The following is a 15,048-nucleotide window of genomic DNA, read 5'->3' as shown; positions in this document are numbered from 1 at the left end:
ATGTAAATATTGAAACCAATTATTGGAAATACACATTTATTCTCTAAGTCTACAATAAATGTCTCCAAAATGAGAGTCTATAAAACCGGAAGAGCGAATATGAAGTTTCATTTCAGCGGGTTTTATCCATTTATCATAGGTAAACTGCATTGTTTCACCCACACTATAATTACATTCCAAATTGGGAGCAAATTTTTCTATTTGTTTTATACAGTCAATTGCTCTTTCAACCTGTTCTGGAACTGTATATTCAAAACTAATTGTCTTAATTGGTTGGCTTAAACCCTTAAGCACTTCGAGCTCATAGCCCTCCACATCAATTTTTATAAAAGATGGAATTCCGTAGATGTTAATGAGAGCGTCAAGTGTGGTCATTTCAACTTTAATAGTCTCTCTCCATTGGTATGCTTTAAAACGGCCATCTTTGACTGAATTAATCCATTCTTTGGAGAAGGAAGATATTGTAGAAGCATTCGATATGTAAAAATCTTTTGTTTCCTCAATATCGGATAAACCCTTTGTGACGATGACAATTTTATCACCAAATCTATTTTGAAGAATCTCATGGCATTGCTCCTGGGGTTCTATTGCAACAATATTAGCACCTAGTAAAAGGAGCGGCTCAATTCGATTTCCGATATTGGCACCGACATCGAAACAAAGTTCGTTTTTACTGATAAATGAGGAGTAAAATTTAATTCTTTTTTCTAGTTCTCTCTTTTCCTCGGTTATTTGGTCTGTTGGAAAGTACTTTTTTGCCAGTTTACTTAGAAAGGAAACCGTTTCTCGGCCTAAAATATCGCGTATCAGTACTTTCATTTTAAACTTTCCTTACAATGTTTACTTTCATTTGATTAATTATTACTCCACTCCTGGTATTTACTACCTGATCCGACTTAAGATTGGGTACATCTGAAACCTGAATATAGGCTAACTGTTCTAAAAACTGAAAAGTTTTCAGAAAGGAGGAGAGGCCGACGTCCAGGTAGTATAACCCTGAGGTATAGATAACGACGTCATTAATAAAAATGGCTTCATACGTTCCTTCTTTTAAGTCTACAGGTATACTCCAAGAGGTGTGGACCGGAAAACCTAACTGAGCGGTTATTCCCAGTCCAATTATAAAGTGATTTATTTCTTTCATTAAAGTAAACCGGATCCTTACCTGCCAGTTATCTCCGACTTGGACTTCAGGTAATAACTTTCCATTCAAATCTTCAACAGAAAGGTGCTCGACATAACCGGCTGTTTCGACAACTGGTTTTCCAAATTCAAAAGACGCTTTGGAGAGTGTGAGCTCTTGTACGTATTTTAGTAACACCTTCTTTATACTACCGGATTCACGAACTGTTCCGTTATTTAGTACAATCCCTTTTGTACACAGTTTTTGAACAGCGTCCATATTGTGGCTTACAAACAACACCGTCCTTCCCTCTTTCTCACTCACGTCTTTCATTTTGCCCAAACACTTTTTTTGAAATTCCGCATCTCCCACGGCCAGTACCTCGTCAATAACCAGTATCTCCGGATCCAGATGGGCGGCCACAGCAAAAGCGAGCCTGACGTACATACCAGAGGAATAACGCTTAACAGGGGTATCGATGTATCTTTCTACTCCGGCAAAGGCGATTATTTCATCAAGTTTTGACTTTATTTCGGTCTTGGTCATTCCCATGATGGCTCCGTTGAGAAAAATGTTCTCTCTGCCCGTCAGCTCGGGATGGAAGCCGGTCCCGACTTCCAGCAACGAGGCGATTCGTCCTTTTACCCGGATCCTGCCAGATGTCGGTTTAGTAACCCGGGATAGTATTTTAAGCAAGGTGGATTTCCCGGCCCCGTTTCGTCCGATAATTCCAAGAACTTCTCCCTGTTTTACTTCAAAGGAAATATCCTTTAAGGCCCATACAAAATCTGCGGAACTTCTAACTGTGCGGTCATTCGTCTGGCCGATTTTTTGAAATGGATCTTCCTTTCCACGTAGTTGGGTCCACCACCGGTGTAAATCACGGCTTAATGTCCCAGTAGAAATTTCACCAAGTTGATAGAGTTTGGAAACATTGTCAACTTGTATTACTGTATCTGACATAATTTTTGACTCTATACTGTATCCATAAAAGTTTTTTCAACCTTGTTAAATACTATAATGCTTATTAACAGGTTGATAGACATAAATATAAAGCTATATCCAAGACCTGCCCATGAAAAATGCCCTTGCCCAAGGAAAGAATATCTTAATGCCTCCACCACGCTGGTAACAGGATTGAGCTGCAGCAACCATTGATACCTTTCCGGAGCAATATCCAAAGGATATACAATGGGTGTGGCATACATCAATAACTGAATCCCAAACTGGATCAGATATCGTAGGTCCCTGTATTTGGTTGTTAGAGAAGATATTAACACGCCTGTGCTAAAACCTAACCCGGACATTAGTAATAGGTATAATGGGAATAATATTAGCGTGGGTTTTGGACTGACTTCATTCTTTTGCAGTATTAGAAAGTAGGTCCAGATACCAAGGAAAAGAGTGAACTGTATCCCGAACTTAAACAGATTTGAAATAACAATGGAAATGGGAGCGGCTAGCCTTGGGAAATATACCTTTCCGAATAAATTCTGATTAAGCACGAAGGTATCCGAGGTTTTGAGCAGGCATTCCTGGAAGTAGTTCCAAAGTGTAATTCCACTCAGGTAAAAAAGAATTTTAGGGACACCTCCGGTAGATATTCCTGCTATGTTTCCAAAAATGATGATGTAGGTAAACGTTGTGAGTATAGGCTGTACGAAAAACCAGACGGGACCTAAAATGGTTTGCTTGTAAGTTGCTACTACATCACGCTTCACAAATAAGGCGATCAGGTCGCGATATTGCCAGATTTCACGCCAGTTGACATCAAATAACCCGCTGACGGGCTCAATTTCGAGATCCCATTTATCTTCTTCTGATGAAGTCATTGTTTATCCAAAATCCTTTCTACAAACTCCCGCACACATCCGTCGCCTCCTTTTCTGTTTAATATTATTATTCCTGGTATGGCCTTCACCTGGTAGGCGGCATCTGCGGGGCAGGCTGCATGGCCCACTTCCTTTAATAAGGCAATACAGTTTAAATCATCACCAATATAAGCAACTTGGTGCATGGAAATGCTTTCGGTATTACAAATTTCTATCGCGGCGCTGAGTTTTCCGCCGTCGCGGTGGCCCTGGTACAGATAATCTGCCTTTATTTTGGCTGCCCGGCGGGCTACGATTTGCGTATTTTCGGAGGTGATGATACCGGTTTTAATTCCGTTTTTCCGTAACAGTTCAAAAGCCATACCGTCGCGGGTATTGAATTTTTTAAATTCATCACCGGATTCGGTATAGTACATGCTTCCGTCGGTAAGTACCCCGTCGACGTCGGTGAGGAAGAGCTTGATTTCTACCATGCTGTCCACCCTCCGTCCACTGTTAATACCGATCCTGTCATGTAACTTGATGCATCGGAAGCGAGAAATGTGAAAGGGCCCACCAGTTCCTCTCGGTCACACATTCTTCCCAAGGGAGAAAGTTTTGCGAAATTTTTCAAAAAAGCCTCGTTATGGTTATTAAAAACGGCGTGGGGTACGATGGCGTTACATCTGATACCCTCCCGGGAGTAAAAGGTGGCGATATACCTTGTAAAATTGGGAATAAAAGATTTGGAAGCGATATAATCCACCGGCTTAAACTGTTTTACTCCCTCTCCAAAATCATACAGGCTCTGATTGGGCGCAACCATGGAATACGTGGATGCCACGTTGATGATATTCCCTGAGCCCTGTTTCAGCATTTGTCTGCAAGCAAATTGAGTGATAATCACGGTGCCCGTCAGGTTCACTTCCACTGATTTTCTCAGAAGCTCAACCGGATAATACTCAAATCTGCTAGGATTAACCGATCCCGCATGCTGCTGATCGAATTTGGCGTCAATGGCGGCATTGTTGACGAGGACGTCGAGTTTTCCAAATTTCCCTGCTATCTCCGAAATTACTTTTTCACAGCTTTCCTCACGGGTGATATCCAGTGTGGCCAGTAAAAAAGAATCAGCTGGAAATTCTCTTTCCAGCGCTTCCAGGATGTTTGCCTTCCGACCGTCGTTGATGTCAGCCAGCACTACCCGGGCTCCTTGCAAAAGGAAGGCCTGAGCAATGGTAAAGCCGATGAGCCCGTAAGCGCCTGTGATAAGTATTACTTTGTCCGCTATGCTGATGGACGGTTGCTGGGGTATCTGTTGCATGCTGCCTGCTTCCGATAATTTCAGATGCTTTTAATTTTATAAAACCGGTTACAATATAATATACAAATCGGTTATATGACAAAGACCTAAGGCCCGCACATTTTAATTACCTGTTCCGCTTCTGTGACGGATTTTAAATAATTTGTTTCGGGATGGTCAATGCTCCTAAGGAAATCCAGTGTTTGGGCCTCAAACATTTGGTTTCTTTCAAAAAAAATATCTCTGGTTACCTCGGTATCTTTTCCGGGCCTGAAAACCATCATTTCGGTCTTGAAATAATCAATTTCGAAGGACGCATTTTCAAAGACAAAACGGTACCATCGTCTGGGAGATTTCTCGAAGAAGTTAACGTGCGCGTGAGCCGTTATGCCATTTTGATAAGAAACTAAAATATCTGCACCAGCCTCAACGCTCACTTCCAAGGCTGATCTGTAATTTTTGATGGTATTCCAGTTTGTTACAGCACTCGAGGCAAGCCAGTTAATCAGATCGAGGTCATGGCTGAGGGTGAGTGCCGCACCTCCGCCGAGTTGTTTTTTTGCGGCATAGGAACTGCGGAAATCTTCCCAGGGGTGCCAGTCGGGCAGATATTCTCCCCAGTAGGATTGCAAACTAAGCAGATTTCCTGCTTCCCCTGATTCCGCAATGCGCTTGATTTTTTGGAAAAATGGATGATAACGTAACATATATGCCACTTTCACCAGCACTTTTTTTTGCATGATCAGGCTTTTTAACTGATCAAGTCCGTCTGTGGTATGAGACAAAGGTTTTTCAACCAGAACAGGTATGCCGTGATCAATGCAAAGCAGGGTTTGTTCGAGATGCTGGCTCGTAGGAGAGCAGATGACAGCCGCCGCGGGGTTGATGTCCGGTATACAGGTCAGGTCCGTAATGATTTTAACAGTGTCCGGGGAAATGTTTCTAAGTGGCAAATTCCGCTGTCTGTAGACCCAGATATTATGATAACCCAGTTTCTGGAGGATTTCTATATGTCGCTCACCAATAGAACCCGCACCAAAAACCAATATCGGACTGTCGTAGCTGATCATGTATCGAATTTAACGCAATGGTGAAGCGCAATGAGTTGTCCGGCTTTCTGGAAACTTGCCAGATCGTCAATATCAATGGCAAATTCCTGGGCAATGACATGCGGAAGAACCTTCTTGCCCGACATGGAACCGCCTCTGGTTATTACTTCCGGTCTGATCACATCCAAAGTTCCGATCTGCCAGTAAACTTCAGGTAGTTTTTGCCTGGGCTGGTTATAGGGTTCATCATACCCGGGGAGCTGCAACAGCGGGACCATAGGTTGGTCGGTATCCTCAATCCGCCACATTTTATAGGGCGTGTGAAAAGATTTAGTAACAATCCGCAGGCTGTCGCATTCAGAACTGGTCAGTTTCTGAATACACATTTCTATCATATCCACTGTCCTGAAAGGAGAGGTGGGCCTGAGCTGTAAAACCAGATCGGGCGTATAAAGCTCATGTTCAGATAACCATTGAAGGGCATGCTGAAAAACTTCCAGATCGGTACTGAAATCATCTGCAATAGCCGCAGGGCGAAGGAACGGCACCTCGGCACCGTATTGCAATGCAATGGCGGCTATTTTTTCTGAATCCGTGGAAACGATCACCCTGGAAACGGACGGAGCATCCAGTGCGGCTTTAATGCTGTATGCAATAAGCGGATGACCGGAAAGTGGTAGGATATTCTTATCCGGTAATCCCTTGCTTCCGCCTCGAGCAGGTATAATGGCCAGTATTTCTTTCAATGTTCGCGGTATTTTAGCTTGTCGCGCTGAACTTTCTCAATGTCCAGAATTTCAGCGGATTTATAGGTGAGCGCTTCAAAAGTATGGTGTAAATCCCTCACCAGTTTTTGCAGGCCCGGAACTTCCAGCGACGCGGCATGGTCGGTTCCTTTCCAGGTTCGGTCTTTGGTAAAATGCCGTTCAATCCATTGAGCCCCCAGGGTATATGCTGCAATGTCAACAGATATCCCCAGGTGGTGCCCCGAAAAACCAATCTCTTTTACTCTTGCCTCGTATAGGTCGTAAAGTCTTCTGATTTCAAGTAAACATATATCATTAAATGGAACCGGATAGCCGGATGTACAGCTATACAAAACCAGGCGCTGCCTGGCCTGATTCGTTTCTTCAAAGAACCGGATAATTGCTTCGGTTTCGTTGGCAGTAGTCATTCCGGTCGATATGTGTACATCTCCCTCATAGGTATCACGAAGCAGGCCCAGCATTTCAAAATGGTTATTGCATGCCGAGGGGACCTTGATGAAATCAGGCTGTAAAGCTATGATCTCCACCGCCGAAGTGACGTCCCAAACCGAAGTACTATAACCTATACCCACACTTTCTGCATAATTTTTCAGTTCGGCATGCTGCTCCTGGCTGAATTCCAATGCCTCCCGATGCTCGCCGTAAGTGCCGCCATACGCATTGTAAGGGTAGGGATGCGGCGCGTTATACTGGTCGGATGTGAGTAATTCACGGGAATTGCGTTTCTGAAATTTGGCATAATCTGCCTTACAATCTTTTGATAACCGGATCAGCTCCTTTGCAATCTCAAAATCCCCCTTATGGTTGCAGCCTATCTCGGAAATTATTTTTGGATATTTATATTTAAATGAAAACATACTTTAAAGCTTGGTCCAATGAATAAAAGCGGGTTGCAAGGGTGGATTTACGTTATCTGAGATTAAAAATGCGTTTGATCAGGTTGCGGGGCTTTTCGGTATAATAGCCATTATCCCGGTAGGAATAATCGTAACGATACTGGTTGTAACCACTGCTGTAACCCGAACCGCTGGTGATACTGGTATGGAGTGCGTCGGCATAAAAATCGTTAATGATGATTTTGACGTCCTTCACGTTGTAGTCATCCGCGAGTTGTCCGGCCAGACGATAAGAATCCTTCTCAGAGTATAACCAACGGATAATGAATAACACATGGTCACTGGTAGTCAGTAGCGGAATATTATCGGCCACCAGGCCGGCCGGTGCGGTATCCAGCAGGACGTAATCATAATTTTGGCGGCAATATTTTAACAATTCTTCAAAAAGGGGTGTCTGAAGCAGTTCACCCGGGTTAAAAGGAGGTATTCCTGATACGATATAATCCAGGTTGGGAACTGAAGAATGCCGGATGGTAACGTTGATGTCTTTTTCCTTTTCCTGGAGGTACTCGCTCAGGCCATTTTTATTCCTGTCATCAAAGTAATGGTGTAGTTTCGATTTCCGTAAATCGGCCCCGATCACAATAACCTTCTTTCCGGTTTTTGTCAGGGAAAGCGCAAGATTAATGGTCACGAAGGACTTCCCTTCCCCAGACTTTTCAGAGGTAATCAGCAGTTGCTTACCCGATTTGCCCTCCCGCTTTTCTAAATTGCTACCCGCAAAACTGAGCTTGGTACGTATAGAACTCAGCGATTCGGTGAATATGCTTCGATCCGAAAGCAGCAGGTTAAGGTCTTTTGACGTGTTTGTCACTTTTTCCGGGAAATGCTGTACAACTCCCAGCAGCGTTACTTTTGGATGGGCTTCCACATTTCCAATTTCTGTAAATTTCCCATTGGTAAACCGGGCCAGCAATATAGAGCCAATCCCAAAAGATAATCCGAAAAATATCGCCAGAATGATTATTTGGATGGATTTGGGCGAAACTTTGTCGATGTCAGGACGGGTGATCACCACAAAAGATGGGAGCATCCCGGCGCGGACGATAGACGATTCTATTTCCTTATTGAGCAGCAGCGAGTAAATATTCTTGTTTACTTCAAAGTTGCTCTGCAGATAGAGATAATTTTTTTCCAGTCCGGGAATCTGGTTAAACCGTTTCTGAAAAGTCGATATACTGGAGGTCATGATCTTATCCATGCCACCTATCTTCTGTTTCTGAAGCGATATGTTGTCAAGAATCTGCGTTCTGAATTTGTTTAGTTCTTCATCAATATTTTTGACGGCCTGCGCATTGGGGCTGTATTTGAGAAGTAGATCTTTTCGCTTGGTAATGAGCTCGTTAAATCTCTCTAGCAGTGATATCAGGATTCCGTCGCTACCTGCATCCAGGCCCACCGACAGATAATTTACCGGTTCAAAGGTGGTGCCCAGGCTTTTTTCAAGTATCGAAATATAAGCTCTCTGAATTTCCAGTTTCTGTTTTTCCTGTTCCAGTTCCCGGAGTTTTCCTGTGATCTCATTGGCCGACGAGCTGATGTCCAGCACTTGGTTTTGTTTTTTGAATAATTCCAGATCCCGGGCGGCAACTTTAAGGGAATCGGAATAAATACCCAACTGATCGTTTATGAATTTGATGGTAAGATCGGAGGATTTTTGTTTTTGTCTTAAATCAAACTCCCGGTAGGCTTCAATAAGTTTTTCTAGAAAATCCTTTGTAAATGCGGCGCTATGATGTCGAAAGGACATATTCATAACCGGCATGGCTTCTTCCACTTCCTCCATACCAATCCGGCCTATGAAATTTTCGGCCTGCCGGGCAATTTCATTGTGCACAAAATCAAATTCATATCCCTTGGCGGTGCTGATCTCTTTAATTTTAAAGCTAAGGCCAGGCACTGTAACAATGGCTCCCAGACGCAAGGGGAGTGTTACTTCTCTCTCTTCAAGCCTGTAAACCAGTCCGAGATTTTCGGTGATGGAAAAAACGCCGTTCTCGTAAGTATCAGGGTCAAAGCTGATCACTTCCAGATCCAAGGGCTTTGAAGGATAAACGTCTATTTTCCTGAAATCTTTTACCCGGAAAAAAGTGAAGGGGTTGTTGAGCTTATACAGTGCATTTTCGACAACCTCCTGTGATCTGACATTAAATTTTTCCGTCAGGTAATCGGTCGTGGCGGAGTTGAATATATAGGTGGGCTTGGAGCTGCTAAACTCATCCAGTTCGGATTGTTTCTCAAGGTACTTGACGGTGACCGATGCTACAAACTGAGGTACGGCAAATTTTAAATAAAGGAAACACAACACACCGAATAGCCCCAGGGAGCCAATAATCCAATACCAGCGGCTAAGAAAAACTTTAAAAAGTTTTTTAAAATCAATGGATTCGGAATTACTTAAAAGCCTTTCGAAAAATGCGTTATCTGCGCTGGTGTTCGCCATTTTAAAATTCAGATCTCATTCCGGTTTAAGAGCGGTTGTGAAGATAATTCAGAAAAATAAGGATTTTGTGTGGCTTTTAAAATATCATCGTACTGAACCGTGCGATGAAGATCACTGCCTATGGCTTTTATCTTGCCCTGTTGTATTAAAAGTTCTGCCATTTCCTGTTCCCTGGGGCCATATTTGCCAGCCAGTGAAAGCAGATTTACCTGGAAAATAACGCCCATCTCAAATAGCTCGTCATATATTTTTCTGTTGGACCACCAGGGGCGGTATCTCTCCGGGTGGGCAATCACGGGCTTCCATCCTTTGTCAATCATCAGTCTGAGGATATCCCTGAAATAAGGCTGTTCGGTACGCATGGACGTTTCCACCAACACATATTCATCAAATAGTGGTAATAGATCGTCTGTTTCCAGCAGCATCACAAAGTAATCGTCAGCAAAATATTCGGCGGCGTAACCCAGTGAAAGGTCGGGATAACGGATATTGGCTTCGGCCCGGATCTTTTCAAATGCGGGGAGTATGGTTTGCCGCGAATTCAGGAAGAAGTCGGAGCGAATGTGCGGTGTGGCAATAATCCGCCGGATTCCTGAGGCATAATGGCGGGTTAAAATTTCCATGCTTTCCTGCACTGATGCTGATCCGTCATCGATCCCGGGTAAGAGATGTATGTGGAGATCCGTACCAACTGCTGATAACATAGGAATTGAAACTAGGGTAAGTATTAACGTAAAACGTTGATCAGGAGAATTGTGATATTAAGTGCCGTAAAGACAGGCTGTAAAATAGCAAGATTCCGCTGTATCCGGATTGACCTTACAGCATCGCGTGATGGGGGCACGTACACGACATCGTTGTCAAAAATCTGCTGATTCATGATCAGAGGATCAGCAAGTTCGTGAAAATCATATTGAATAACACGCTGTGACGTGCCTTCTCCTCTTACGATCTGAATGGTTTTTCCTGCATCGGTATATTTGATACCACCGGATTTGGCAAGGATTTCTCCAAGCGACTGATATTCTTTATCCAGCTGCACGATTCCCTGTATCCCCACAGCGCCGAGTACTTTCACCCGGAGGCTGGTCACCTGAGTTTCAAAAATAGGATTTCGGATGATATCTTTATATAAAACGGATAAGGTATCCGAAATTCTTTGAGCTGAAAGTCCTGCTACGCTCAGCTTGCCAATTTCCGGAATGCCGATCTGCCCGTTTACGTCAACACTTAAAAGCAGCCCTTCGCTGCCGCTGTTTCCAGGAACTGCGCTGGGATCAGGCACCAGGTCCGAGAGCCAGTTCAGGTTTTTGATCCTAAGCTGGTCTCCTGGTTTTATTTTGTATTCTCCCTGATCAGCGGGAGCCACTTTCCGGTCTAGAGGGTAGTTGGTGACGGTGGGCAACGGGCGCCGGGTGGCACAGGACTGCAGCCCGATCACTACTACTAAAATCCCGCAGAGTACCTTTAAATATGACATCAACATCCCGATTTCTTGTTAAATCCAACCTTACTCACCAAAATGCACTTTTACTTTTTTCAGCGCTGAGCCTATTACCTGGTGCATATCATAATACCGGTACTCAGCGAGCCTTCCTCCAAAAATCACCCCCTTTTCTTCTGCCGCAAGTGCCTTATATTTATTAAATACCTCGGTATTTTTGTCGTCATTAACAGGGTAATAGGGCTCGGCCCCTTTGCTCCATTCCTGCGGGTATTCGTGGGTTATGACCGTTTTGGGTTGTGTACCAAACTCAAAATGCTTGTGTTCTATTATTCTTGTGAATGGAGTTTCTCCGTCGGTATAGTTCACTACGGCATTCCCCTGATAATTCTCCTGGTCCAGCAGTTGGTTGTCGAACCGAAGGCTTCGATATTCCAGCTGGCCATGCTGGAAACCGAAATATTCATCGATCTGGCCAGTGTAAACAATGGTTTCCGCCAGCGCTTCCAGTTCAGCTCTGTCCTTGAAGAAGTCAACTCCGAGCTTCACGTCTACACCTTTTAACAGTCCTTCGGTGAGTTTGTTATAACCGCCGATGGGAATTCCCTGATAACGATCGTTAAAATAGTTATTGTCAAACGTAAACCTGACCGGCAGCCTTTTGATAATAAAGGCCGGGAGCTCGGTTGCTTTGCGTCCCCACTGTTTTTCAGTGTAGGCCTTAATAAGTTTTTCGTAGATGTCGGTTCCTACCAGCGAAATGGCCTGTTCTTCCAGGTTCTGCGGATCAGTTATCCCTGCTTCTTTAACCTGCTCGGCTATTTTGGCCTTGGCTTCTTCGGGCGTCCGAACTTTCCATAACTGATAGAAAGTATTCATGTTAAAGGGTAGGTTGTACAGAGCGCCGTTGTAATTAGCAACGGGAGAGTTGGTGTAGCGGTTAAATTCAACGAACGAATTTACATAGTCCCATATCTCTTTGTCATTGGTATGGAAAATGTGCGCGCCATATTTATGGACATTGATACCTTCAATATTTTCGCAGTAAACATTTCCGCCTGTGTGTGTGCGGCGATCAACAATGAGGCATTTTTTTCCTCGGTTGGTTGCTTCATGGGCAAATACGGAGCCCCATAAACCAGCTCCGACAATCAGATAATCGTAATTTTTCATGGAAATAAAATCGTGGTATGGCTAAGCCCTATACAGTAAATAGTAAGCAGTAAAAAAATGAGTAAGCCGTAAAGGGTGTGCCTGATAACAGTTACTTATATTTAACCTGCTGCAAATCTAATGAATAGAAACGAGAAAGGCCCCCATTGGGAGCCCTTCTCGTTTTTCCTTTTAATAAATACTATGGAAGTAATCTTAATTCTACGCGACGGTTTTTCTGCAGACCTGGGCGGCTTGCGCTATCTGCGATTGGTTTGAATGAACCGAAGTAGTCAACAATTACTTTGCTTGGATCTTTCAGACCGGCTTCGTTGATCAGGTAGTTTTTAACAGCTTCCACACGACGGCGTGACAGTGCAACATTGTAACGGTCAGAAGCGCGGCGGTCAGCATGGCCAGCAAGTTGCAGACGGCATCCGTTTCTGTTCATGATCGAAGCAACGTTTTTCAACATTTCCTGGAACTCAGGTTTCAGAACGTTTTTGTCAGTATCGAACTGAACGTTTGCAAATATCTCAGCACAAGCTACACCAGTTGCAAGCGCATTTTTAACATAAGAATCGAAGTCGATAACACGTCCACTACCATCAACTACACTTCCTGCCGGAGAGTTAGGCTCCTTATCGAAGAAGTCAGAAACGCCATCACCATCCGTATCAAGTAACAAACGTGGGTCGATATCTTTTGGACGGTTTGCTTTTGCAACGGAATCCATCTCTTCAAGCGTAAGGATTTTCGGAGCTTTGATCAGCACGCGTGGATCCGTATAACGCAGGTGATAGTATCCGCCTTCATCCGGTTTGTAGTCCCATTTGCCGTCCACTTTCTGAACTTTCAACGGGTTTTTACCTAATTTATAAGTAAGCTGGATAGAACCGTATCCGTAAGAATCAAGCTCTGAGTTTCCTTTACGTGAGGTCTTCTGATCTTTGATGCTGAAACCATCCTGTGGATTTCTTGAATAATCACCACCGTAAGTAGCGTCCAGATAATCAGAATTGGTATGGTTCAGACGGAAATCCAAGCCAATATCAATTCTTTTACTTACTTCGTAGTTGATATTTAAGCCCGTTGGGACGATCCAGTCATTTTTCTTACCTGTTTCACGAAGTTTTACTCCGCCTGTCAGGTCATAAGCAGTGGCATCATAAAATACCTGTCCTATACCGGCATACGCATCAATTTTCCAACGCTTCATTTTGTTGGGTCCTATCAGCAGGCCTTTAAGGTTTACCGTTCCTGAAAGTGAGACGTCGGTATATTTGCCTTCGAAGTAACGGTTGTAGTTACGACGCTTCATACCGCGCAGGTTACCTATTGAACCATCCAGACGAGCGCCGAAGAGGTAAGAAAGTTGCTTGTTGATTGTTAACCCTCCTTGGAAAGTACCAGATTCCTTATGGCTATCCACGTTGTTGGTCGTATTAACCGGCCAAAAATCATACTCCCTCAAATCTCCAAAGAACATAGAAGGACCTACGTGAGCAGAAATAGACCAGGTGTTTAATTTGTACGGGCCGTCATAGCTTGCCTTGGGATTGTAATCTGGTGAATTAGGTGGAACGAGCGGCTGCGCAAGTGCGGGCAAAGCAATCAACGTCCCCAAGGCAAACGAACAAATTAACTGGGATACTTTTTTCATACTATTCAAGTTAGCGTTATTAAGATTAACTAGGAATTGATTTTGTTGAAATCAATCTGAGTAAAAAACATTCATGGCCAGATGGCAATTACCAATACGCCTAGTGGGTACAAAATTAGGTTAACAATATCACTTAATCAACCGACTTTATGCAATTATATTAACTTTCGGTAAGATTTTATGTAAATAATGCCGAAGGAAAGGCGCTTTTTGGAACTTTCAAAGCCGTTGCATTAGTTTTTTTTTCATTTCTGATTTCCATTGGTTAAAATCACCGGATTTAATTTTCTCTCTGGCCGTTTTTACCAGCCATATATAAAAGGTGAGATTGTGAATACTCGCTATCTGAGCACCAAGCATTTCCCCGGATTTTACAAGATGCCGAAGATACGCTTTACTATGGAAGGTACTCACATATCCGCCAAGATTTTCATCCAGAGGGGAAAGATCCTCCTTCCACTTCTCATTTTTTATATTAATGATACCTTCTGTTGTAAAAATCATGCCATTGCGTGCGTTGCGGGTAGGCATTACACAGTCGAACATATCTACCCCCAGAGAAATACATTCCAGAATGTTCTCCGGAGTTCCTACGCCCATCAGGTACCGGGGCTTGTTTTTCGGCAAAATATCGCAAACTACTTCAGTTAATTCATACATGATGTCTGCCGGTTCTCCTACAGACAGCCCTCCAATGGCATTTCCTTCTCTGTTCTGAGAGGCGATCACCTCTGCCGACTGCTTTCTAAGGTCCTTATATACACTCCCCTGTACAATGGGGAAGAGCGTTTGGCTATGTGCATACAAAGGTGCCGTCGTATCAAACCGGTCACAGCACCGCTGGAGCCAGCGGTGGGTAAGCTCCATTGACTTCCTGGCGTAAGTGAAATCACAGGGGTAGGGGGTACATTCGTCAAAGGCCATGATGATGTCTGCTCCAATGACCCGCTGAATATCCATCACACCTTCGGGTGTAAAAGTGTGGATGCCGCCGTCAATGTGGGACTTAAATACCACACCCTCTTCGTTGATTTTGCGCCCGGTACCTGCCAGAGAATATACCTGGTACCCGCCGCTATCGGTCAGGATGGGCTTATTCCAACCATTAAAGTGATGCAGCCCCCCTGCTTTCTGAAGAATGTCCAATCCCGGACGTAGGTATAAGTGGTAGGTATTCCCCAGGATGATCTGTGCCTTGATGTCGTCTTGCAGTTCCCGTTGATGAACGGCTTTTACTGTTCCGGCAGTTCCTACGGGCATAAAAATCGGTGTCTCGATTGTTCCGTGATCAGTCTCAATCAGTCCGGCCCGGGCCTTTGATCCGGTATCTTCAACTTGTAAGGTAAATTTCATGAAAGGTATTCCTGTTGATCGTGCAAAAATAGGAGGTAGCCTTC

The 15,048-nt window shown here is 43.9% G+C and carries 14 protein-coding genes; all 14 read right to left on the bottom strand.

The features are described 5' to 3' along the window. Positions 1–36: 36 nt before the first annotated feature. The 14 genes from KOE27_RS19975 to tgt all read right to left on the bottom strand — a co-directional run bounded on the left by KOE27_RS19975 (position 37) and on the right by tgt (position 15,004). A complete protein-coding gene (locus KOE27_RS19975) occupies positions 37–819 on the bottom strand; it encodes an FkbM family methyltransferase (RefSeq protein WP_215240567.1) in 783 nt (260 codons plus the stop codon). Position 820: 1 nt separating this feature from the next. Beyond that, positions 821–2,086, bottom strand: a complete 1,266-nt coding sequence (locus KOE27_RS19970) for an ABC transporter ATP-binding protein (RefSeq protein ID WP_215240566.1) — start codon at positions 2,084–2,086, stop codon at positions 821–823. A gap of 11 nt (positions 2,087–2,097) precedes the next feature. Further along, entirely contained in the window at positions 2,098–2,955 is an 858-nt protein-coding gene (locus KOE27_RS19965) for an ABC transporter permease (RefSeq protein ID WP_215240565.1), read from the bottom strand. Continuing rightward, positions 2,952–3,428, bottom strand: a complete 477-nt coding sequence (locus KOE27_RS19960) for a KdsC family phosphatase (RefSeq protein WP_215240564.1) — start codon at positions 3,426–3,428, stop codon at positions 2,952–2,954. The genes KOE27_RS19965 and KOE27_RS19960 overlap by 4 nt, the downstream gene beginning before the upstream one ends. Next, on the bottom strand, positions 3,422–4,258 hold the full coding sequence (locus KOE27_RS19955; RefSeq protein ID WP_215240563.1) for an SDR family oxidoreductase: 837 nt from the start codon (positions 4,256–4,258) through the stop codon (positions 3,422–3,424). Before KOE27_RS19955 ends, KOE27_RS19960 begins: the two co-directional genes overlap by 7 nt. Positions 4,259–4,344: 86 nt before the next feature. Beyond that, a complete protein-coding gene (locus tag KOE27_RS19950) occupies positions 4,345–5,307 on the bottom strand; it encodes a Gfo/Idh/MocA family protein (protein ID WP_215240562.1) in 963 nt (320 codons plus the stop codon). Then, positions 5,304–6,032, bottom strand: a complete 729-nt coding sequence (locus tag KOE27_RS19945) for an acylneuraminate cytidylyltransferase family protein (protein WP_215240561.1) — start codon at positions 6,030–6,032, stop codon at positions 5,304–5,306. Before KOE27_RS19945 ends, KOE27_RS19950 begins: the two co-directional genes overlap by 4 nt. Next, complete coding sequence (locus tag KOE27_RS19940; protein ID WP_215240560.1) at positions 6,029–6,910, bottom strand: N-acetylneuraminate synthase family protein; 882 nt, start codon at positions 6,908–6,910, stop codon at positions 6,029–6,031. Before KOE27_RS19940 ends, KOE27_RS19945 begins: the two co-directional genes overlap by 4 nt. Positions 6,911–6,962: 52 nt before the next feature. Then, positions 6,963–9,392, bottom strand: coding sequence for a GumC family protein (locus KOE27_RS19935; RefSeq protein WP_215240559.1), 2,430 nt, complete (start codon positions 9,390–9,392; stop codon positions 6,963–6,965). Positions 9,393–9,400: 8 nt separating this feature from the next. Beyond that, complete coding sequence (locus tag KOE27_RS19930) at positions 9,401–10,096, bottom strand: tyrosine-protein phosphatase (protein WP_215240558.1); 696 nt, start codon at positions 10,094–10,096, stop codon at positions 9,401–9,403. Positions 10,097–10,119: 23 nt separating this feature from the next. Further along, positions 10,120–10,872, bottom strand: a complete 753-nt coding sequence (locus KOE27_RS19925; protein WP_215240557.1) for a polysaccharide biosynthesis/export family protein — start codon at positions 10,870–10,872, stop codon at positions 10,120–10,122. A gap of 30 nt (positions 10,873–10,902) precedes the next feature. Next, entirely contained in the window at positions 10,903–12,009 is a 1,107-nt protein-coding gene (gene glf, locus KOE27_RS19920) for a UDP-galactopyranose mutase (protein ID WP_215240556.1), read from the bottom strand. Between the two features lie 181 nt (positions 12,010–12,190). Then, entirely contained in the window at positions 12,191–13,651 is a 1,461-nt protein-coding gene (locus KOE27_RS19915; RefSeq protein ID WP_215240555.1) for an OmpA family protein, read from the bottom strand. A 219-nt stretch (positions 13,652–13,870) separates the two neighbouring features. Further along, positions 13,871–15,004 carry a tRNA guanosine(34) transglycosylase Tgt gene (tgt, locus tag KOE27_RS19910; protein WP_215240554.1) on the bottom strand — a complete coding sequence of 378 codons (1,134 nt, stop codon included), beginning with the start codon at positions 15,002–15,004 and terminating at the stop codon, positions 13,871–13,873. Positions 15,005–15,048 lie beyond the last annotated feature (44 nt).

The organism is Dyadobacter sp. CECT 9275 (genome assembly GCF_907164905.1).
Taxonomy (GTDB): Bacteria; Bacteroidota; Bacteroidia; order Cytophagales; family Spirosomataceae; genus Dyadobacter; species Dyadobacter helix.
The sequence above is the reverse complement of the archived record's forward strand: the minus strand, read 5'-3'. Positions and strand labels throughout refer to the sequence as shown.